The organism is Paraburkholderia sp. RL17-383-BIF-A (assembly GCF_046028015.1).
In the GTDB taxonomy this organism is placed as follows: Bacteria; Pseudomonadota; Gammaproteobacteria; order Burkholderiales; family Burkholderiaceae; genus Paraburkholderia.
The window spans coordinates 91,943-110,019 of record NZ_JARESR010000019.1; the positions used below are offsets into that span (position 1 = coordinate 91,943).

20 protein-coding genes are annotated in these 18,077 nt (G+C 61.4%); 6 read left to right on the forward strand and 14 right to left on the reverse strand.

Features of this window, described 5'->3' with window-relative positions:
- Positions 1–20: 20 nt before the first annotated feature.
- Together P0D71_RS21700 and P0D71_RS21705 are read right to left on the reverse strand one after the other, a co-directional pair.
- Entirely contained in the window at positions 21–791 is a 771-nt protein-coding gene (locus tag P0D71_RS21700; RefSeq protein WP_408482030.1) for a PP2C family protein-serine/threonine phosphatase, read from the reverse strand.
- Between the two features lie 5 nt (positions 792–796).
- Positions 797–1,084, reverse strand: a complete 288-nt coding sequence (locus P0D71_RS21705) for a hypothetical protein (RefSeq protein WP_091806216.1) — start codon at positions 1,082–1,084, stop codon at positions 797–799.
- A gap of 469 nt (positions 1,085–1,553) precedes the next feature.
- Between P0D71_RS21705 and P0D71_RS21710 the strand changes: the two genes are divergently transcribed.
- Together P0D71_RS21710 and P0D71_RS21715 are read left to right on the forward strand one after the other, a co-directional pair.
- The gene (locus P0D71_RS21710) at positions 1,554–2,057 is read left to right on the forward strand and encodes a lecithin retinol acyltransferase family protein (protein ID WP_408294229.1); all 504 of its coding nucleotides are present in this window, start codon (positions 1,554–1,556) and stop codon (positions 2,055–2,057) included.
- 55 nt (positions 2,058–2,112) lie between these two features.
- Positions 2,113–2,367, forward strand: a complete 255-nt coding sequence (locus P0D71_RS21715; RefSeq protein WP_091806222.1) for a hypothetical protein — start codon at positions 2,113–2,115, stop codon at positions 2,365–2,367.
- A gap of 4 nt (positions 2,368–2,371) precedes the next feature.
- Here the strand turns inward: P0D71_RS21715 and P0D71_RS21720 are convergent, their stop codons facing one another.
- A complete protein-coding gene (locus tag P0D71_RS21720) occupies positions 2,372–3,250 on the reverse strand; it encodes a LysR family transcriptional regulator (protein ID WP_091806225.1) in 879 nt (292 codons plus the stop codon).
- 100 nt (positions 3,251–3,350) lie between these two features.
- Between P0D71_RS21720 and bla the strand changes: the two genes are divergently transcribed.
- Positions 3,351–4,286 carry a class A beta-lactamase gene (gene bla / locus P0D71_RS21725; protein ID WP_408482032.1) on the forward strand — a complete coding sequence of 312 codons (936 nt, stop codon included), beginning with the start codon at positions 3,351–3,353 and terminating at the stop codon, positions 4,284–4,286.
- Between the two features lie 80 nt (positions 4,287–4,366).
- On the opposite strand, the gene tehA is transcribed toward bla, so the two are convergent.
- The 3 genes from tehA to P0D71_RS21740 all read right to left on the reverse strand — a co-directional run bounded on the left by tehA (position 4,367) and on the right by P0D71_RS21740 (position 7,504).
- On the reverse strand, positions 4,367–5,389 hold the full coding sequence (gene tehA, locus P0D71_RS21730) for a dicarboxylate transporter/tellurite-resistance protein TehA (RefSeq protein ID WP_408482034.1): 1,023 nt from the start codon (positions 5,387–5,389) through the stop codon (positions 4,367–4,369).
- Positions 5,390–5,671: 282 nt separating this feature from the next.
- Positions 5,672–6,022 carry a response regulator gene (locus P0D71_RS21735; RefSeq protein WP_091806234.1) on the reverse strand — a complete coding sequence of 117 codons (351 nt, stop codon included), beginning with the start codon at positions 6,020–6,022 and terminating at the stop codon, positions 5,672–5,674.
- Positions 6,023–6,028: 6 nt separating this feature from the next.
- Positions 6,029–7,504 (reverse strand): ATPase domain-containing protein, encoded by a 1,476-nt coding sequence (locus P0D71_RS21740; RefSeq protein ID WP_408187404.1) that lies wholly within the window; start codon positions 7,502–7,504, stop codon positions 6,029–6,031.
- 357 nt (positions 7,505–7,861) lie between these two features.
- Here P0D71_RS21740 and P0D71_RS21745 point away from each other — a divergent pair, with 357 nt between their 5' ends.
- The 3 genes from P0D71_RS21745 (at position 7,862) to P0D71_RS21755 (ending at position 10,553) form a co-directional block, all read left to right on the forward strand.
- A complete protein-coding gene (locus P0D71_RS21745) occupies positions 7,862–8,908 on the forward strand; it encodes a phytoene/squalene synthase family protein (protein WP_408294218.1) in 1,047 nt (348 codons plus the stop codon).
- Between the two features lie 129 nt (positions 8,909–9,037).
- Positions 9,038–10,210 carry an acyltransferase family protein gene (locus P0D71_RS21750; RefSeq protein ID WP_408482036.1) on the forward strand — a complete coding sequence of 391 codons (1,173 nt, stop codon included), beginning with the start codon at positions 9,038–9,040 and terminating at the stop codon, positions 10,208–10,210.
- A 94-nt stretch (positions 10,211–10,304) separates the two neighbouring features.
- Complete coding sequence (locus tag P0D71_RS21755) at positions 10,305–10,553, forward strand: hypothetical protein (RefSeq protein ID WP_091806243.1); 249 nt, start codon at positions 10,305–10,307, stop codon at positions 10,551–10,553.
- Between the two features lie 329 nt (positions 10,554–10,882).
- Here P0D71_RS21755 and P0D71_RS21760 read toward each other — a convergent pair whose 3' ends face one another.
- The 8 genes from P0D71_RS21760 to P0D71_RS21795 form a co-directional block, all read right to left on the reverse strand.
- Entirely contained in the window at positions 10,883–11,200 is a 318-nt protein-coding gene (locus tag P0D71_RS21760) for a DUF4148 domain-containing protein (RefSeq protein ID WP_091806246.1), read from the reverse strand.
- 208 nt (positions 11,201–11,408) lie between these two features.
- Complete coding sequence (locus P0D71_RS21765; RefSeq protein WP_091806249.1) at positions 11,409–12,098, reverse strand: hypothetical protein; 690 nt, start codon at positions 12,096–12,098, stop codon at positions 11,409–11,411.
- A complete protein-coding gene (locus tag P0D71_RS21770) occupies positions 12,098–12,580 on the reverse strand; it encodes a glycoside hydrolase family 108 protein (RefSeq protein WP_408482038.1) in 483 nt (160 codons plus the stop codon). The genes P0D71_RS21765 and P0D71_RS21770 overlap by 1 nt, the downstream gene beginning before the upstream one ends.
- Positions 12,581–12,680: 100 nt before the next feature.
- Positions 12,681–14,114 (reverse strand): tetratricopeptide repeat protein, encoded by a 1,434-nt coding sequence (locus P0D71_RS21775; RefSeq protein WP_408187906.1) that lies wholly within the window; start codon positions 14,112–14,114, stop codon positions 12,681–12,683.
- A 361-nt stretch (positions 14,115–14,475) separates the two neighbouring features.
- On the reverse strand, positions 14,476–14,742 hold the full coding sequence (locus tag P0D71_RS21780; protein ID WP_091806258.1) for a hypothetical protein: 267 nt from the start codon (positions 14,740–14,742) through the stop codon (positions 14,476–14,478).
- Positions 14,743–15,268: 526 nt separating this feature from the next.
- Positions 15,269–16,132, reverse strand: coding sequence for an ABC transporter permease (locus P0D71_RS21785; protein WP_091806261.1), 864 nt, complete (start codon positions 16,130–16,132; stop codon positions 15,269–15,271).
- Between the two features lie 16 nt (positions 16,133–16,148).
- The gene (locus P0D71_RS21790; protein WP_091806264.1) at positions 16,149–16,943 is read right to left on the reverse strand and encodes an ABC transporter ATP-binding protein; all 795 of its coding nucleotides are present in this window, start codon (positions 16,941–16,943) and stop codon (positions 16,149–16,151) included.
- Positions 16,944–16,985: 42 nt separating this feature from the next.
- Complete coding sequence (locus P0D71_RS21795; RefSeq protein ID WP_091806267.1) at positions 16,986–18,005, reverse strand: ABC transporter substrate-binding protein; 1,020 nt, start codon at positions 18,003–18,005, stop codon at positions 16,986–16,988.
- Positions 18,006–18,077 lie beyond the last annotated feature (72 nt).

Genomic DNA, 18,077 nt, shown 5'->3' on the forward strand with positions numbered 1-18,077 from the left:
TCGCTGTCAGTGCAACGGGCTCAAGGGGATGGGTTCAGCAAGGTTTTGTCGGACGCGTTCGGGTCTTCGGCGCGCACGACCACGGCGGTGATGTTGTCGCGGCCGCCGCGCGCGAGGGCCAACTCGACGAGTTCTTCAGAGGCGTTTGCGTTCGCCGCCTTGCTGAGCACCGCGAGCATGTCTTCTTCGCCGACCTCGTTGCTCAGGCCGTCGCTGCAGAGCAGGAAGACGTCGCCGTCCATCACTTCGATGGCGTCGTCGTCGAGTTCGAGTACGTCTGTCGCGCCAACGGCTCGCGTGATCATATGCTGCGCCGGATGGTGCCGCGCCTCTTCCTCAGTGATCACGCCGAGCGACTTGAGCGCTTCAACCTGACTGTGATCGCGGGTGAGTTGCCGCAAGCTGCCTTCGCGCAGCAAATACAGGCGACTGTCGCCGGCCCACACATAGCCGCAGAAGCGGTCACAGGCAAGCAGTGCGACGACTGTACTGCCGATACGCTGCACCTGGCGGCGCGCGGCTTCTTCCCTCAATTGACGATTGGCGCTTTGCAGGCGCGAGCGCGCGTCGGCGACGAAGGCCTTCATGCTGACCGGCGAGGTCAGCCGGGCGAGCGCGTCGATCACCAGACGGCTCGCCAGATCGCCGACCGCGTGCCCGCCCATGCCGTCGGCAACGGCCCAGCGTCCGAGTTCGGACTGGTCGAGGCAGGCATCCTCGTTGATTTCGCGGACGCGTCCGGGATCGGAATGCGCGGACGACGTCCAGCGAAATTGGCTCGCACAGGTCACAACGTTTACACCGTATCGTTTCTGCTGCGTGCGTCGGGAGAGACACTGATGTTCGAGTTCGCGCCGGTGTTGCGGACGTCGACCGACTGGAACGTGTTGATCATCTGGTTAGCATAGAAGTTGTTGGTCACGTCGTACAGGTTCACGACGGGACCGATGCTGGGCGTACTGCGTACGTAAGGCTGAATCCAGCCATACACCCACGGTGCGCCGCCGCCACCGCGAATCGCTGTCATCGCTTTACGGTCTAGCGCGAGGTTCAGCGAGAGGTCATTCACAGTAATAGAAGACATGTCGTTCTCCGGTTGGCCGCGTGTAACGCGCGCGGTGACGCGCGGTTTTTAAAGAATCTGGGCGTTATATCGCAAGTGCCATGCCAATTCGCCGGCCTTTTTCGTGGTTTGTCGTCATGCCTTGATGGCCGGGCGATTGCGTGCCCTGGCGCACATACCGGATGCGCACATGCAGATTCATCGGTCGGCTGGAAGCCAACAAGCGCGAACGCTAACCGGTGTCGGACCCAACAGATTCTTGCGTCCCTATGCCCCCGCTATCGGACCGGCTTGCGTCTCGTGCGGCAACCGTAAATGAGCGTCGTACGCCAACAGTTCGCCGAAAATTCTGTCGGTTCACATCGCACACTCGTCGCATCCGAAACGCTGCAATTTCTCGCGAAGCCCTTTAAATAAAGGCTTTTGCGCGCATGGCCCGGATGATGCAAATAACCTCGCAACAGTGTTGGAAATCGAAGCGAGGCCAGCCATGAACACGAACCCTCTTCAGACGAGCAGCGACAGCAGCGAAGACCGCCGCGACGCCGCGTCCACCATCGACCTGCCGATCGGCGCGCATCTCGTCACGCAACGTCGCGGTTACGAACACCACGGCATTTATGTGGGCAATGGCCGCGTGGTTCATTACGCGGGCTTTGCGAGTTCAGCGCATCGCGGCCCGGTTGAGGAAGTGGAACTGGAACGCTTCGCTGGCGGCCACCCGCTGTCGATCCGTTCGACCCCATCGGCCCGCTACGTCGGCGACGAAGCCGTGCGCCGCGCACGCTCCCGTCTCGGTGAAAACCACTATCGCCTGCTGACGAACAACTGCGAGCACTTCTGCTCATGGTGCCTGCTCGGCGAAAGCCGTAGCGAACAGGTGCATTGCTGCCTGCGCCATCCGCGTACCGGCATGCATGCGCTGGTGTGCCTCGTGAAGGCTTTCGTGGAAGCCAGCGCGAAGGGCGCTCAAGGTTCCGTGCAGTTGGCGTGAGCCGGCCACATCCCGTTTCAGTGATTCAAACATTCAAGCATTCAAGGAGAACATCATGGCTGCCGCGGAAAAGACCTTGCATTGGGCTGTGGACAAATGGCTCGCCCCGACCCCGTCGATGCCCGCACGCGTCGTGCAGTTTTGCCACCGTGCGTCGCAACATCAGCGCTATGTCTGCGTGGAAGCCTTGCGGCCAGGCGGCCTGCTGTCGATCTTCTTCTTCCGTCATGACGACGGCTCGTGGAATGTGTTCCCGCCGCAAGCCGAACGGCCCGCAATGAACGGCCATCGCCGCACGGCGCTCTGCTAACTGGCTAGTTGCGCGCCTGCGCGGCCGCTTCCTTGATGATCCACTGATTGAACAGCAGCATCGCCGGTGTCATGGGTTTGCCCTTCAACCATGTCAGCCAGTAACTGCCGGCGTGAACCTCCACCTCGAACGGGCGCACCAGCCGGCCTGTGTTGATCTCGTGATCGAACATCAACGCGGGCGCGAGCGCGATACCCGCGCCCTGCATTGCTGCTTCCACCATCAGCCGCGACGAATCGAACACCGGCCCGCGAATCGGTCGCGGCGGAATACCGGCGGCCGCAAACCAGCTCATCCAGTCGTCGGCGCGATAGGAGCGCAGCAAGGTCTCGTTGGCGAGGTCGTCCGGCTTCGACAGCCGCGCGGCGATCTCCGGCGTGCACAGCAGCGCGAGCGGCGCGTCGAGCAGCCGCGTCGCGAGCGAACCGGGCCACGTGCCGTCACCGAAGCGGATCGCGAAGTCGAGACCTTCGGTGGCGAGGTCGACCAGGTTGTTGTTGGTCAGCAGCCGCAGTTCGACGAACGGATGTGCGTCGCGAAACGACTTGAGGCGCGGCATCAGCCAGCCCACCGCGAATGTGCCCACCACGCCGAGCGTCAGCACCTCGTGAAAGTGGCCGCCTTCGAATTGCTTGAGTACGGCTTCGATTCGATCGAATGCGTCGGTCAGCACCGGACGCAGCGCGAGGCCCTCGTCGGTCATGGCAAGGCCGCGCGGCAGGCGCTTGAAGAGCGCAGTGCCCAGCCGCTCTTCCAGGGTTCTGACCTGCTGGCTGACGGCGGCCTGGGTGACGTTCAGTTCGAGCGCCGCGCGCGTGAAGCTCAAGTGCCGCGCGGACGATTCGAAAGCCCGCAGCGCGTTCAATGGCAGGTACGGTCTCATGGCGAAGGCATAAGATTTTCTTGTGAGTTGGCTAACTTATCATCGTTTGTCAGCGGCGGGCGGAAAACCGATAGTTGCGGCTTCACACAAAGGAGCGGCGATGATCACGAGACGGAAGTTCGCGGGCGCGATGCTGGGTGTTTCGATAGCTGGGGTTGCGGTTGGCAGTGCCGGCGCGTTCAGCAAGGCGGTTAACACGGGGGCCACCGCGCAGGGGCGCGAGTTGGCCCGGGCGGATGCGATCCGTCGGCGGCTTGCCGAAATCGAGGCGGAAAGCGGTGGGCGCCTGGGGGTGTCGATCGTCGATACGACGTCGGGCTTGCACGCGGGTCTGCGGACCGACGAGCGCTTCCCGATGTGCAGCACCTTCAAGGTCCTGGCGGCGGGCGCCGTGCTGGCGCGCACGGACCGCGGCGCGGAAGATCTTCAGCGGCGCGTGGTGTTCTCACATAGCGACGTGGTACCGAATTCGCCCGCCACGAGCAAACACACGCGCGAGCTGACCAGCAACGCGGGCATGAGCATCGCCGAGTTGTGCAAGGCGGCGATCACGCTGAGCGACAACACGGCGGCCAATCTGTTGCTGGCGACTTTCGGCGGACCGGCAGGGTTGACCGCATTCGCGCGCGGGCTGGGCGACGGCATCACGCGTCTGGATCGTAACGAGCCGACGCTGAACGAAGCCATTCCCGGCGATCCGCGCGACACCACCACGCCTAACGCCATGCTCGGCAATCTGCGCGAGCTTCTGCTTGGAGAGCATTTGTCGTCGTCGTCGCGGGCACAACTGTTGGCGTGGCTCGCCGCCAACGAAACCGGCGGAGCGCGGCTTCGCGCCAGGTTGCCGAAGGACTGGGGCGTGGGCGACAAGACCGGCACTGGCGATCACGGCACCGCCAATGACATCGCGATTCTGTGGCCGCCCGGCCGCGGTCCGGTATTGGTGACGGTGTACCTGACTGAAACGGATGGCAGCGCGGCGCGCAGCAATGCGGCGATTGCGGATGTGAGTGCGCTGGTGGCGGCGTCCATCTGAGCGCGGCGCGCAGCGGGTCGCGCTGGCAACCTGGGCCGCGCGAGAGTGCGGCGCGCCTCGCCGAAATCCGTTGCGGCAGTCTAGCCGGCTTGTGCGATTCGTGAAGCGGCCGGTGCGTCCGATGCGGACCGGGAGCTAGCCGCTGGGGCCGCGGCCGCGGGAATCAGCTTGCCATTCACCAGCAGACTCAGCGTCTTCACCACCAGGATCCCGATGATCAGATTCGCCGCGATGAACAGAAGCGGCGCGGCCCATTCGAGCGGACCCGTCGCGCCGCGTTCGACCATCCGAAGGGCCATGGTCGGCAGGGCGGCCACGCCGAAGCTGAAGGCCCAGTAACCCGCCGTGAAGGCCTGTTGGCGAATCCATGGCAGCAGGCGCAACAGCAGCACCGCCTGGTACAGGCCATAGCCGAGCAGCACCAGGGCAAACAGGTCAGGCGTGCCGCTGCTCAGGCTCAAATAGGTCACGCCACCCACCACCGGCGGCGCGAGTTGCACGCCGAGCAGCGGGCGCAATGCTTCGGGCAGTGGTTCATGCACGGCGGCGCGGTGCAGGATCAGCGATTCGATTGCAAGCCAAGACAGCACACCCGCGCCGAAGAGAAGCCCGCCCAACTGATGGAACCCGAACGCGGCCGCAGCTGTGCCGGCAACGAAGCTCGGCGCTACCGTCGGTAGATAAATGGCGGGCGTTACCAGTTCAGGCTTGCGCCCGCCCTGCCAGAGCCGTCCATGCAAATACACGCCGAGCGCCAGTTGTGCAACCGCGGCTACGCCGAACAGCGCGAGCGCCGGCGTATGCGCGTACGGCTCTATCAGTTGTGCGGCGAGCAGGCTCGAAACCGGACCGAGCGCCGCAAACGACGATTGCACAGGATGCTGCATTTCCGCGCGCGCTTCGGCGCCATGCGTCAACCGTTTTTGGCCGTAGGCGGCCAGAATGACGATCCACACGACGAGCGCGGCCACCGTCATCAAGCCGCCTATCGCGGCCGGCAGGTGCCAGAGCCTGATCGCCACGCGCCACAAATTGGCGAACGCCAGTGCGCCCACCGCGATCCCGAAGAAAGCAACTGGAATCCTCCCGCGATTGCTGCTCATCACCGATCCTCCGAAAGTTGCGTCGCGCGCCAGTGTTCCGGTATCGCGCGATCGATGACGTACTGTAAAAGGCGGCGGCAAAACGCAGAACGCTGGGCGCGCTCAACAAATGGCGCGATCGTCTCAAGATGCCTGGAGCGGCATGGGCTGGGAGCTGTTGGCCGCGTTGCGCGTGGTTTCGCTGGCGTTCCGGATGTCAGCGCGCAGCGCTGAAGGCGGGTTGCGGCCGGGCGCTTTCGTGTTTCGCGCGTCGGCCCGCCGAATCAGCGGCCTGACGTTGCTTTATGCGGCCATGCGCTGAAGCATCGCGAGCAATGCGTCGAATGACAGCGGCTTGCGGGCGTATGCAATGGTGGGATTCGGCTGCGTGGGGATATCCGCGGCCGCGCTGCACAAAATGATCGGAATGGCGCGCAGATCGGGATCGGCGTTGAGCGCCGCGCACAACTGCAGTCCCGACATGACCGGCATCATGCAGTCCGAGACGATGATATCCGGACGGGTCTTGCGTATCTGTTCGAGCGCGGCGGCCCCGTTCGACGCGACCAGCACCGTGTAGCCGTGCCGCTCCAGAAGCAGCCGCCACACTGTGAGGATGTCGAACTCGTCGTCCACGACCAGAATGGTTTTCATGGGCGGCTACGTATTTCGCCGTGGCGGCAGCATGGCCGACAGGCCCGTCGCCGGATACACGTTGGCGGGGTTCGCCAGTTTTTCGATCACGTCGAGGCCCTGAGCCGAAATCACGAGTTCTCGCAAGGAGGTGTCGTGAGCACTCTCACGTTGCTTGACCACGGAAATCATGCGCCGTAGGCCCGTTTCCGTTTCGGCGTAACGCAGCAGCAAGAGGTTTTCGGTCAGCGCCGACATCCGCACGCTCTTCGCATGGCCGGGGTCGGCATAAAGCGGCAGTTCTTCAGTCAGCAGCGTGGTGACACAGGCTTCGCGAAGCTGGTGCAGCAGCGCATTCAGGAACAGGCCAAAACGCTCGGGGCGCAACGCGGAATCGCGGAACCCCTCCACCCCGTCAATCACGATGCGCGACGCGCCGATCTTCTTGACCGTGGCGAGCGCGGTGGCCGCGAGCTCGTCGACAGCCAGCTCAACGGCCGGTTGCCACTGGATGACGAGCCGGCCGTCTTCGTGAGCCTCGGTGAGCCCGATCGATACGGCCTCGGCTTTACCGATCAGCCGCTGCGGACCTTCGTAAAAGCCAAGATAGACGCAGCGTTCGCCGCGCGCGACGCCGGCCGCAAGAAACTGCAGGCACAGCAGCGTCTTGCCGACGCCCGATGGCCCGATCAGCGTGGTCGTGGAGCCTTGCGCAAAGCCGCCGCCCAGCAAGCTGTCGAGATGCGGCAGGCCAAAGCCGAGGCGCGCTTTCAGATCCACCGGACCCGGCGGTACGGCACATTGCGCTTCGAGACGCGGGAACATCAGGAGCCCGCTTTCGGCAATGCGGAAGAAATGCTTGCCCATTAAATGATTGCGAGCGCGCATCTTGTGGACTTCGATTTCGCGCGCGCGGCGCATGCCGTCGTTGTACCGGTTCAGTTCGATCAGACCGTCGACCAGCGTATGTTCCGGATGCGGTTCGTTACCCGAGAGCGGCGCGAGCAGCAAGGTCGTGCAATCCATGGCCGCGACCAGCGCGTTCAACTCATGGATGAATTTCGACAGCGACAACTCGGTTTCGCTGAATTCGCGCGCGCTGCGAAAGCCGTCGATGATCATGAGGCTCGGGCGGTAATCGTAAATGCTCGAGGCGATCAGTTTGAGGAAGCCGTCGAGACCGTCCTGCATCAGTTCGTGATAGCCGGAGACGAACAGCATCTGCTGTGCGACCGCTTTTTCGTCGAAGAAGCTCAGACCCTTGAGATGCCCCAAAAGCTTGTCGTGGGATTCGGCGATCAAGGTCATGTACAGCACCTTCTCGCCCTGGCTTACACGATGAAAACCAATCTGGCTCGACAGAATCGTCTTGCCGGCGCCGGCCATGCCTTCCAGCAGGTAGACGCCGCCGCGGACCAGACCTCCGCCCAGGATCTCGTCGAGACCGGGGACGCCAGTTTCCACGTTGGGTCGGGAAGACGTCGGAGATTCGTGGATAGTCATTGTCGAAGTGTCATTCAAGGTGCGCAGAAGCGACGGCCCGCACTCGAACCGTCTGTTACTCAAACTACGTTCGCCAGCAATTTGCGTTCCCGCTGTCGCACGGCAACGCTCTCGCGTGGGCGCGGATGCGGGGGATTCTATCTGGTGGCGGCCCGGTTGGCGAACCGCCACTCGGGGCGGCGCGTAAGGGACGCGCGGCCAATGGGCGCGAATGGGCCGATCCGATGGCCACCATATAGGCAAGCTTTTCAATCGATGCAATGGCAACAGGAAGAAGAGTGGCAGCGCCGCGCCGTATACAATTCGGCAGCGCCAGATTTCTGCCCGCTTTTCGCTAATCCTGACCTGATCCCGTCCATGCCGAATCCGACCCGGGCCTTCCTTCTCGGCCCGCTCCTGAAAGGCGTTTCACGCTCCTTTTATCTCACGCTGCGCGTGCTGCCCGCCGGGATGCGCGATCCGATCGGACTTGCCTACCTGCTGGCGCGCGCGGCCGACACGATCGCGGACACTTCGCTGATCTCTCCGGAACAACGCCTCGCCTTGCTGCTGTCGCTGCGCGATCAGGTGAACGGCGCGGCGGACGACGGTGCGCTGTTCCAGCGCATGGCGGCCGAAGTGGCCGGGCAGCAGGTCCAGTCGGATGAGAAGGTGCTGCTCGAATCGCTCGGTCCGGCGCTCGACGTGTTGTTGCAACTGAGCGAATTCGATCGCAAGGCCGTTCGCGAGATCGTTTCGACGCTGACCGAGGGCATGGAGTTCGACCTTCGCACCTTCCCGGACGAACGTTCCGGCCAGATCGCGGCGCTGCGAGAATACGAAGAACTCGACCGCTACACGTACCTGGTGGCGGGTTGCGTTGGCGAATTCTGGACCACGATGACTTACGCGCACATGCCCGGCACGCTGAAAGAGCAGCCCGAAACCATGGCGCGGCGCGGCGTGCGTTTCGGCAAGGCGCTGCAGATGACCAACGTGCTGCGTGACTGTGGCAAGGATTTGCGAATTGGCCGCTGCTACCTTCCGCAGACTATGCTCGACCGATATGGTCTAAGCGCGCAAGACCTGCTGCTGCCGGCCAATTCCGTGCGGGCCCGCCCGCTGATGATCGAACTGCTGCGCAAGACACTCGATCATTTCCGCGAAGCGCTCGACTATACGCTGGCAATTCCGGCGTTTGCGGTACGCCTGCGTCTCGCGAGCCTCTGGCCGATTCTGATCGGTCTGGAGACGCTCATCCTTCTCGTGGACAACAATGCCTGGCTCGATCCGCAGAAAGTCTCCAAAGTCAGGCGCAACAAGGTGTATCAGATCATCGCTTCGTCCCTGTTGCTGGTGCCTTCGAATGGGCTGGTGCGCCACGCTGTCGAACGGCGGATCAGCCAGATCGAAGCGCGTTTCTGAATGTTGTGAGCCGTTTGCTGTTTCGGTAGGGCGCCGCCCCATCTCCCATGCAATGTGGGGGAGCGTACCGAATAAAAGCAGGGTGGGCCGTAGTTTGACGGACAACTCCTCTGTCCGATTCAGATTTACATGGCGCTTACCGGCAAACAACATTGCGACACGCTGGACCTGATCCGCGCATTAGCGGCGGGCGCGGTGTGCGTTAGCCATCTGCGCAATCTCATGTTTGTCGATTACCGAGCGAGCGCCGGAATCGGGCTGGCGGGCAAGCTGTTTTATTTCATCAGCAACTACGGCCACACCGCGGTGATCGTGTTCTTCCTGCTGAGCGGATACTTCGTGGGCGGTTCAGTGTTGCGCCAGGTCGAGGCTGGAACATGGAACTGGCAGCGTTATCTGACCGAACGCATGTCGCGGCTGTGGATCGTGCTGATTCCCGCATTGCTGCTGACCATGTTCTGGGACCGCATGGGTATCGCGCTGGCAGGCGGGCCTTTCTATCTTGGCACCGAAGGTACGTTCGATCAGCAGATCAACGTCGCGTCGCATCTTGGAGGCGCGACGCTGGCATGCAACCTCGTGTTCCTGCAGACCCTCGCGTGCGGCACTTATGGTTCAAACGGACCGCTGTGGAGCCTCGCCAACGAGTTCTGGTATTACCTCTGGTTTCCCGCGTGCGTCGTGCTATTGCGTCGGCGGCGAGGCTTTGTGGCCTTCGGCGCGGCTGCATTCGCACTCGCCACGATGATTGCGTTTCCGTCGCTTCTGAACGGGTTCGGACTATGGCTGCTCGGCGTCGTCCTGGTGGTGCTGGAGAAATGCTTTCCGTCGCGCGGCGCGCGTACGGGCTTGCCCTGGTTCACGCTCGCCAGCGGAGCGGCGTTTATCACCGCGCTGGTGTGTTCGCGTTTGTTCCTGTGGAGCAACGACTGGATCGTCGGCGTACCGTGTTTCCTGTTTCTGCGCTGCATTCTCTGGGAAAACGTTCGACTGCGTCCGGCGCTTGTGTCGCGTGTCGCGATACGCTTTTCCGCGTTCTCCTATTCGCTGTATCTGACGCATTTCTCTTTCATTCTATTCGTCGCCGCAGTCGGATTCGGGCAGCGTATCCAGTTCGATGCCCGCGGCGCGCTGGTGCTCCTGATCATGCTTGTTGCGTGTTACCTGTATGCGTACGCGGTCTATATGCTGTTCGAGCAGAATACAAAACGTGTGCAGAAGAGCATTCAGAAGTTTCGCTTTCTGCGCGTCACGCCGGATCCAGTCACCTCGCATAACGGTTCGCGCGGAAGCATTACCTGATTTAATCTGCATCATGAAATAGCGTTCGATCGGGAAACCCCTAGGACCACGCATCCAAGGTTCGCGTTAGTCTGCTCAAAAGAGGAGGCGAACCATGAGACAGGCGTTCAATATTGCCGTGGTGCTGCTGCTTGGCTATCTGATGGCGGATAGGGCGCTGATGCGCGCGCAAGCGGGAGAGATGGGGACGATAACGTGCCACCAGGGCGCCGAGCTGGTCAAATCGAACGCGCTGAAAAAAGGCTTTGGAGACATGGGCGCCAGCAGCCAGGGCGAGAATTTTCTATCCAGCTGTCTCGTCACCGGGCGCGGTCAGGTGGGCGATCTGGTGGCGCGCGACTGACGCGATTCGCTCGCCCAATATATGAAACCGCGCCATAACCGCATTTTGCCAGGGTTGTGGCGCCGCCAAACCGGTTGCCAGTAAAAAGCGCCCGGACCGCGAAGGTCCAGGCGGAAGCCATCGGGAGCCCGATGACGGAGGTAAGGAATACACAACTGGCCCGCGATCGGGAAGACTCGGTCGCGGGCCAGTTCATTTGAATCAGTGCGCGCACTGCGTCCGCGCGCTGAGCGCCCCGGCTACGCGCAAGCCGTGGTGCCTGCGTGCGTCGGACCGCTGAACAGCGGGTTAAGGCTGGGTTCCTGCCTGATTACCGCTTGGGCCCCGGCTTAGTTGCCGAAGTAGACTGACCTCGGGCCGTTCGCGAGCGCCGGGCGGCCGGATTGCGACGCGCCACTCACCACACCGCCAAAACCACTTTGTGCTGCCTGCGCCGTGCCATTCTGAGCGTCGACGCGAGCTTGCGCGGCCTGAATGTCAGCCGGGTAGTGCGGGTCGTCGCGGCCCGGGTGATAGCCTGCTTTCTCGAGTTGAATCAATTCCGCACGCACTTGAGCGCGGGTCGCGGGCTGGTTGGACTGCGCAAACGAAGCGACAGGAGCGGCCAGTACAGTGGCGATAACAACAGCTTGAATGAGCGATTTCATGATCAACTACCTCCAGTTCGGTTTTTTGTCTTGCTACGAGCGTTCTCGTTCGTAGTCAGTGATTGCATTCTAGATTTGCGATCTGGAGAGAGTAATCCCCGTTTCAGGTAATGTTTGTTGCTGAAACTGAGACAAACTGCCGTCAACGGACGATGCGCATGGAGAGTTGTTCCCTCGTCGCTGCATCGTCCGGACGTCGAAGCGCGAGTCAACTGCCCGAATAGATCGGACCTTGTCCACCCGGCGCGAACGGCTGAAATATCTCGCCATGCGAAGGAGCGGGCGCTGCTTGTGAGCGCGCCGCGGAAGTGGCGGGCTCGCGTAGCGTGACGGCGCTGTCCGGCGTAATGGGAACGCTGGGCTTGGCGAGTAACTCGGTCTTTCGCATCGATCCTACCGAGGTGCCGAAGTAGTAGCCGATGATGCTGATCCACGCCGTTCCCAATGCGCCGACAATCACGTTGACGAGATCCTTGTTCGGCCCCGGCAGCGGCTGGAACGCCATGAGCAACAGAATGCCGAAAAAGCCTGCCGTCACCGCCATGGCGAGCACCTTGGGCACCCAGTCCTTATTGCTGATACCCATTGCACGCGCGTCGGCCCGATCGGCGGCCTGAATACGCGCCATGTCGCTTTCGTGCGCGAGGCCTGCCTGGGCGGCAGTGACCATCAGTTGTTGCAACTGCAACGAGTTCGCGCTCTCCGCCTGCCGGATCTTCTCCATTGCGCCGGGATCGTTCAGCGCGGGTTCCACGAAGGTGGGATCGCTCGGCGTTCCGAGTGCATGTGAAATGATCGAAGCGGCGGCGGTGACACCGAGGCCGACCGGACCACCCACGAGCCCTGCGAGAAGCGGGGCGGTGCTGCCAATGTTCGATGCTACTTTTGACCAGTCCATCATGCTGCTCCAAGGAGAAGGTTAGCGGCCATTCTTTCTGTCCATCCACGGCTGAAATTGGGCCATGCATGCAGGTTCCGCAGGTAACGCAAGCGATAGGCGGCAAAGCGCATGACAAACTTCAGCGGGTCCGCGCTTTTAACCGCGTCCAGTGTGTCCGGGCCGAACTTGCCGTCTTCTTGCGCACCGGACGCTTTTTGCATCCACAACACCACCAGTCCGCCGTTGTAGTTGGCGTCGAATATCTGGAAGGCCACTCGCGAGTCGAGTTCGTCGAGGTGCAAGGGATCCCAGTACCGTTGTTTCGCGATCTGTTTAGCGGTGTCCAGCGGCAGATCTTTCATGGCGCCGGTATAGCCCTGGCTGCGCGCCACGCGTGCTGTTACGCCCCACATCGTTTCTCCGCCAGGGTCATGCGGATTGAAGGAGTACCCACCTTCATTTCCGATCAGAGCCTTGAACGCTTCATCGAAGTTGCCCATCGATCATCTCCTCTTCCACTGTGTGTATGACTGCAACGGTAAAAGTGCGTCTGGGCCGAGCCGCTTGCGTGGCGGTCCATCCGGTACTACGGGGCGCCTGTTAAGCGGTTTGAAACGGAAGTGCTGCGGGGGGATGGGAAACCGGTCTGACTTGACTATCGGGTTTCGTCATGTCGCGGCGATCGCCTTCCTGAACCGCTTTGGCGACGCGCGCCAGATGACTCTCTCGCGCCGACAGACTGCCTGCGTCGAGTTGCAACGCTTGCGCATATTTGCGCGAGGCGCCGAGCAGATCGCCTTTGCGATCCAGTGCACGGCCCCATTCCGCGTATGAAGGCGCCAGATCCGGGCGCAGTGCCACCGCGCGGGAGAGCTTTTCGATCGCTTCGTCATATCGGCCGACGGTGACGAGCGCCTCGCCCCAATCGTGCAGGTTGTCGACGGAATCCGGCTTCATGCGGTCCGCCTGCTTGAATGCGTCGAGTGCTTCGGAGTGACGATTCGCATGCAGCAGCACGTCGCCGAGAAGACGCAAATTCTCGGCCGTCTTCGACTTCTCGCTCGCGCCGGCTCGCAATGCTTCGAGTGCGTCGTCGATGCGATGCTGCTGTTCGAGTGCAATGCCCAGGCTCGCACGCAGCACCGCCGAATGTGTGTAGACGGTCAGCGCTTCGCGGGTCTGCTGTTCGGCTTCTTTGGAGAGTCCCTGATTGGCAAGCAGCCACGCCTTGCCGGCGAGCGCCCATTCGCCTTGTTCGGAGGCGGGCAGTGCCAGAACTTCGTCATAGATCGAGACGATCTCGCCGTAATCACATTGCGCGAGCGAGCATCGGGTTCTCTGGACTTGCGAATAGAGGTGACTGGCGAGAATATTCGGCTCGGCCAGACGCATGGCTTTGACAGCGATGTCGTGCACGAACTTTTCCAGATCGCGTCCTTCGAAAGGCACCGTGCTTTCACGGGAATTGAAGGGGCCACCTTCAATCTGCACATGGGCGATGTAGGAATCCGCGCTGTCGTTCACCTTGGTGATGCCGACGTGAACGACAACGTCCGTGCGCTTGATGATGCCTTTAATGAAACGCACCGTCGTCGCATATGACATTTCCTGACCGGGGATTTGAATGTCCGGTTGCGCGTCGTTATCGGTCATGGTGTCGTGGGGAATCGATTCGGCGTCCTGGCCGATCGCTCTCATCGAAGACATGATGCGTTCCGCCAGGAAGTTCGACGAATAGCCGCGTTCCACGAGCGACTGCGGCGTTTCAACCGGCGGCACTAGCAATTGCCGCGTCAGTACGCCACGTACGACGAGACAGAAGAAGCCGATGGTGAGCACCGCGAAGACCCACGGCAAAACATAGGGCCACAATTGCTTCGGGCCGCGCCCGATGAAACCGGCGGTCCGTAATCCGAACGGCACGAATCCGCTGGCAAGGTGATGAGTTCGAGTGCGATGCTTCGAACCACTCTCCGCGGAAAGAGACCGGCTCCGCCAATTCACTGGACGACGCTGACTTTGCACACTCGACATGACGCACCTCGATTCAACCGATGTTGGTAAGTGCACGACTGGGTGTCGACTCTTATGCATCGACCGTGCCATAGCGCACGGTGTCTTATACGGCGGGCGTGTACGGGATGACGGCCGTTGTGAACGGCGCAAATGTGTTGTGCGTGGACCGACGAATGCCGATCGCGAGTTTGTTGGAGTGAGACAGGCGGTGTGAAATGGCGAAGCACGCGGCCAACTGTCTACGAATAATGGCTACTTCGATTAGACGCCGCATTCGCTTCGTCCAGCCAGACGAGTACGAAAATACGGCGTCGTCATGCAATGAAGTGGACGACTCACTATCCACGTCATGTCACCGGCTTCAATGCTGTCGCGCTCTTTAATTGCCGCCCTTGAACAGATCTTGCAAGCGCGCCGCTTCGCCGTTTTTCTGCGATTGAACGAGTTGCTGGTAGACAGCTGCGCGCGAGAGTCCTTGTGTGCTTGCAGGGCTGCCGGACATCGAAGTGGTGGCGGGTTGCCCGCCCACCGCGTCGGCTGCCGACGGTTGAGTTTGCGCCGTACTCTCCGTGCCGGCGTCCTGAGCGTGCGCTTGCCATGTGAACGCGCAAAGCAGTCCGCCTGCGATGATCAGAGCCTTCTTCATGTCCATCTCCTTCAAACCCTCGGCGTCGCTCTCGCGACACCTCATTGCGGAAGTTCCGCCGGACCTGCACGCAACACACGGCGGACAATCCGACGGAACACAGGGCGGAGACGATTACCGGCTTCCTTGTCGAATTCTGCGCAGCGCACCAGAGAGGTGCGTTATCGAAGTGCTTCGTGTAGCAAGGAAAGGTGCGCGCTGAGGCTTTATTGTTCGGGGACGGTTCAGAGAGCCGGTTTTGCCTCCGTCATGTGAAGCAGACGTATAGATCGCTTTCGGATTCAAGTATTAATCAGCCATCCTGAATGCGTATTTGGAAAAAATATCGGCGGGTGGAGTGGCGGCGAATACGATTGGCGTCCAAGTTTTTATTTGGCTTACAGCGCGAGTTTTTTCCGGCAATCATTGAGCGCGACCCATGTGTCGGCGGTGGCCAGCACACAAATAAAAATGCCGTTCAGTCCATGACTGAACGGCATTAGCCTTCGGTGCAAGTGTTGCTATTCAGCGTACAACGACTCCGCGATCAAACCGCAGCCGGGCGCCACTTCAACAGCCGCTGTTCGACCGCAGTCAACAGATAATCCGCTGCGAGTGCGACCACAGCCAACACAATCATCGCTGCGAACACGCCGCTTGCGTTGAATGCGCCTTGGGCAGTGGAGATCAGGAGACCGATACCCTGCTTCGAGCCGAGAAACTCGCCCACCACCGCACCGACCAGCGCAAAACCGAAGCTCACGTGCAAGCTGGCGAGAATCCAGCTCAACGCCGACGGAATCACCACCGAAGTCGTCACCTGGCGGCGCGACGCGCCGAGAATCTGCGCATTCGCGATCATATAGCGGTCGGCTTCACGCACGCCCTGGAAAGCGTTGGCGAACACGACGAAGAACACCATCACCACGGCCAGCGCCACCTTCGACGCCATGCCCAGACCTAGCGCAATCACGAACACCGAACCGAGCACCACGCGCGGAATCGAGTTGGCGATCTTGATGTAGAGGCTAAATACGTCGGAGAGCAGCTTGTTGCGGCCGAGCACGATGCCGCAGAACACCCCGGCGACCGAACCGATAATGAAGCCGAGGCCGGTTTCTTCGAGCGTGACCCACACCTGGGTGAGCAGCGGACCTTGCGAGGTGCCGTTGACGAACCAGTCGACGATCTGGTCGAAAATCGCGCTTGGCATCGAGAAGAAGAACGGGTCGATCCACTTCAGGCGCGCTGACAGTTCCCACCCGCCGAGTACGACCACCAGCACGACAATACGCAACGAGATCACGAGCGCGTGACGCTGCCGGATGCGTTTTTGGGCCACACGTTCGACTTGCGCGAGCGATGCGGCGTCGATGCCCGAAGGCATCATCTGTTGAGGGCTTGTAGACATGTTTGCCGTTCCTTGATTAACCAATCTGCACTTCTTCGCGCAGGTCGTGCCAGATGTCACGCGAGATTTCGATAAAGCGCGGGTCGTAGCGGACCTCGGACGTAACGCGCGGACGCGGCAGATCGATTTCGTACACTTTCTTCAGTGTGGCCGGGCGCGCGGTCAGTACGAACACGCGGTCGGCGAGCGCAATCGCTTCTTCCAGATCGTGCGTGACGAATACCACCGAGCCGACACCGCCCCACAATTGCAGAAGCTCGTCCTGCATCAACGTGCGCGTCTGCATGTCGAGAGCCGAGAATGGTTCATCCATCAACAGGATCTCCGGCTTGTTGATGAAAGTCTGCGCGAGTGCCACGCGCTTCCTCATACCGCCGGAGAGTTGATGCGGATAGTGCTTGCCGAACTTGTCGAGGCCCACGCGACGCAGCCATTCGTTGGCTTCGTCATACGCGGCCGATTTCGAGCGGCCACGATACAGCGGGCCCGCCGCCACGTTGTCGAGCACGGAGCGCCACGGGAACACGGCATCGGCCTGAAACACGAAGCCGATGCGCGGATCGATGCCGTCCACCGGCGCGCCCATCACCCGTACTTCGCCCGTGGTGGGTTTCAGCAAGCCGGTAATCATGCTGAGTGTGGTGGACTTGCCGCAACCCGTGGGACCGACCACCGCGACGAACTCGCCGCGAGCCACCGACATGCTGAAGTCGCGCAACGCGATGGTCGCCTTGCCATCGGGAGAAATGAAACGGCACGATACGTTGCGCATCTCGATCGCAGGCGTATCGCGTGACATGGGTTGATTCATCGGCTGCTGCCTCGCTGTTCTCGTGACGTTGATATAAGAGCGTTACTTCGCCGCGGTCTTGACCGCTGCCGACACGTAGTCGTTGGTGTAGGTCTTGGCGAGATCGATATGCTTGCCCTTCACTGAAGGATTGAACGCCGAGAGCACCTTCAATACCGTGTCCGGACCGTCGGCTGGCATCTTGCCGTCCTTCGTGAACATCGGCAGCGATGCTTTCAGTGCGCCGACGTACAGGTCTTTATTGTTGCCGTAGTAGTCCTTCGGCATCTTCGCGGCGATTTCTTCCGCGCTATGCGTCGCGATGAAGTTCAGCGTTTTCGCGAAAGCGTGCGACAGCTTGGCGGCCTCGTCTTTGTGCGATTCGGCCCACGCGCGCTGCACGTAGAAGCTCGAAGCCGGATAGGTGCCGCCGAGCGCGGCGCGCGTGCCTTCCAGGGTGCGCATGTCGACCAGCACCTTGGCGTCGCCGGTCTTCAGCAACTGCGAAACAGTCGGCTCGGTCGTCATGCCCGCGTCGATGCGGTTCTGCTTGATGGCCGCAATAAAGCTGTTGTCCGCGCCGACGGGCAGCAGCGTGTATTGTGTCGATGGCACGCCCGCACGTTGTGCGAGGTACTGCGTGAGAAAACTGGTCGACGAGCCGAGGCCCGTCACGCCGAGGGTCTTGCCCTTCGAGTCGGCCATGCTCTTGAAGGTCTCCGCCGCCTTGGTGGAAACCATCTCCACTTCACCCGGCACCTGACCGAAAATCACCAGCGCCTGGACTTCCTTGCCTTTGCTTTGCAGGTCGATGGTGTGGTCGTAAAAGCCCACCACGCCTTGTACCGCGCCCGCGAGCAATTCGTTTTCCGCGTCGACGCCGGCCGGTTGCGAGAGGATTTCGACGTCGAGCCCTTCGTCCTTGAAGTAGCCGAGTTGCTCCGTGAGCTTGGCGGGCAGATAGATGATTTTGGTGGCGCCGCCGACCATGATCGTGAGCTTTTCGGCGTGGGCCGCGGCCGAGGCGGCGGCGAGGGTGAATGCAACACCTGACACGGCGGCAATCTGGCGCAAGGTACGCATGAAGCAGTCTCCTTAGGTTTAGTCGCCGCTGGGTGATGCATGCGGCGCTTTCTGGGTGAATGACGGCGATTA

Excerpts from the sequence above, each read along its gene's own strand:
- P0D71_RS21735 (WP_091806234.1), bottom strand. The coding sequence starts at position 6,022 with ATGAAAACCATTCTGGTCGTGGACGACGAGTTCGACATCCTCACAGTG.
- P0D71_RS21770 (WP_408482038.1), bottom strand. The coding sequence starts at position 12,580 with ATGGGCAACTTCGATGAAGCGTTCAAGGCTCTGATCGGAAATGAAGGT.
- P0D71_RS21745 (WP_408294218.1), top strand. The coding sequence starts at position 7,862 with ATGCCGAATCCGACCCGGGCCTTCCTTCTCGGCCCGCTCCTGAAAGGC.
- P0D71_RS21755 (WP_091806243.1), top strand. The coding sequence starts at position 10,305 with ATGAGACAGGCGTTCAATATTGCCGTGGTGCTGCTGCTTGGCTATCTG.
- tehA (WP_408482034.1), bottom strand. The coding sequence starts at position 5,389 with ATGAGCAGCAATCGCGGGAGGATTCCAGTTGCTTTCTTCGGGATCGCG.
- P0D71_RS21720 (WP_091806225.1), bottom strand. The coding sequence starts at position 3,250 with ATGAGACCGTACCTGCCATTGAACGCGCTGCGGGCTTTCGAATCGTCC.
- bla (WP_408482032.1), top strand. The coding sequence starts at position 3,351 with ATGATCACGAGACGGAAGTTCGCGGGCGCGATGCTGGGTGTTTCGATA.
- P0D71_RS21790 (WP_091806264.1), bottom strand. The coding sequence starts at position 16,943 with ATGAATCAACCCATGTCACGCGATACGCCTGCGATCGAGATGCGCAAC.
- P0D71_RS21715 (WP_091806222.1), top strand. The coding sequence starts at position 2,113 with ATGGCTGCCGCGGAAAAGACCTTGCATTGGGCTGTGGACAAATGGCTC.
- P0D71_RS21750 (WP_408482036.1), top strand. The coding sequence starts at position 9,038 with ATGGCGCTTACCGGCAAACAACATTGCGACACGCTGGACCTGATCCGC.
- P0D71_RS21740 (WP_408187404.1), bottom strand. The coding sequence starts at position 7,504 with ATGACTATCCACGAATCTCCGACGTCTTCCCGACCCAACGTGGAAACT.
- P0D71_RS21765 (WP_091806249.1), bottom strand. The coding sequence starts at position 12,098 with ATGGACTGGTCAAAAGTAGCATCGAACATTGGCAGCACCGCCCCGCTT.
- P0D71_RS21710 (WP_408294229.1), top strand. The coding sequence starts at position 1,554 with ATGAACACGAACCCTCTTCAGACGAGCAGCGACAGCAGCGAAGACCGC.
- P0D71_RS21775 (WP_408187906.1), bottom strand. The coding sequence starts at position 14,114 with ATGTCGAGTGTGCAAAGTCAGCGTCGTCCAGTGAATTGGCGGAGCCGG.
- P0D71_RS21785 (WP_091806261.1), bottom strand. The coding sequence starts at position 16,132 with ATGTCTACAAGCCCTCAACAGATGATGCCTTCGGGCATCGACGCCGCA.
- P0D71_RS21705 (WP_091806216.1), bottom strand. The coding sequence starts at position 1,084 with ATGTCTTCTATTACTGTGAATGACCTCTCGCTGAACCTCGCGCTAGAC.
- P0D71_RS21760 (WP_091806246.1), bottom strand. The coding sequence starts at position 11,200 with ATGAAATCGCTCATTCAAGCTGTTGTTATCGCCACTGTACTGGCCGCT.
- P0D71_RS21780 (WP_091806258.1), bottom strand. The coding sequence starts at position 14,742 with ATGAAGAAGGCTCTGATCATCGCAGGCGGACTGCTTTGCGCGTTCACA.
- P0D71_RS21795 (WP_091806267.1), bottom strand. The coding sequence starts at position 18,005 with ATGCGTACCTTGCGCCAGATTGCCGCCGTGTCAGGTGTTGCATTCACC.